General features: G+C 68.3%; 1 protein-coding gene. It reads left to right on the plus strand.

The features are described from left to right. Positions 1 to 48: 48 nt before the first annotated feature. Positions 49 to 1,232: IS256 family transposase (locus ACLQ24_RS29725; RefSeq protein ID WP_425895052.1), on the plus strand; the 1,184-nt coding region annotated here is incomplete at its 3' end.

Here is a 1,232-nt window from a genome sequence, read left to right on the forward strand (position 1 = left end):
AACGAAGGAGACACCGAGATGGGGAATGTGAAGATCGTGTCAAGGGCCATGACGGACGCTGACACGCCGGTGGTGCCGGTCCAGGCCGGCCCGGCGCAGACCGATCCGCAGGTCACCGCGCAGGCTCTGGCCGAGGCGTTGGACCCGCGGGTGGTGGCCCGGTTGGCGGCACAGGCGCGGGCGCAGGGGCTGAGCCTGCTGGGCCGCGACGGGCTGCTGCGGCAGCTGACCAAGCGGTTCCTGGAAGCCACCCTGGACGCGGAGATGGACGAGCACCTGGGCTACGGCAAGCACGATCCGGTAGGGCGAAACGGCGGTAACAGCCGTAACGGCAAGCGGTCCAAGACGTTGTTGACGGAGGTGGGCCCGGTCGACATCGAGGTGCCCCGTGACCGGGACGGCTCGTTCACGCCGGGGGTCGTGGCCAAGCGGCAGCGCCGCTTCGGTGGTATCGACGACCTGGTCATCTCGTTGACCGCCAAGGGCCTGACCACTGGTGAGGTCGCCGCGCATCTGGCGGAGGTGTACGGGGCCGCGGTGTCCAAGGACCACATCTCCACCATCACCGACCGGGTCCTCGACACGATGGGTGACTGGCAGAACCGGCCCCTCGACAGCGTCTACCCGGTGATCTTCATCGACTGTATCCACGTGAAGATCCGCGACGGGCAGGTCGCCAACCGGCCCATCTACGTCGCCCTCGCGACCACCGCCGACGGGGGCAAGGACGTGCTCGGGCTGTGGGCCGGCGACGGCGGCGAAGGCGCGAAGTACTGGCTCCGCGTGCTCACCGAGCTCAAGAACCGGGGCGTGGCCGACGTGTGCATCGTGGTCTGCGACGGCCTCAAGGGCCTCCCCGCCGCGATCGGGGAGGTGTGGCCCCAGGCGGTGGTACAGACGTGCCTGATCCACCTGTTGCGGAACTCGTTCACGTACGCGTCCAAGGCCGACTGGGGGCAGATCAGCAAGGACCTCAAACCGGTCTACACCGCCCCGTCGGAGCAGGCCGCCCTCGACGCGTTCGCCGAGTTCGGCAGCAAGTGGGAACGCAAGTATCCGGCGATCGTGCGCCTGTGGACCAACGCCTGGTCGGAGTTCGTGCCGTTCCTGCGGTTCGACACCGAGATCCGCAAGATCGTGTGCAGCACCAACGCGATCGAGAGCCTCAACGCCCGGTTCCGTCGTGCGGTCAACGCCCGCGGGCACTTCCCCACCGAGCAGGCCGCGCTGAA

Origin of the sequence: Micromonospora sp. DT4 (assembly GCF_049841675.1) — a bacterium.
In the GTDB taxonomy this organism is placed as follows: domain Bacteria; phylum Actinomycetota; class Actinomycetes; order Mycobacteriales; family Micromonosporaceae; genus Micromonospora.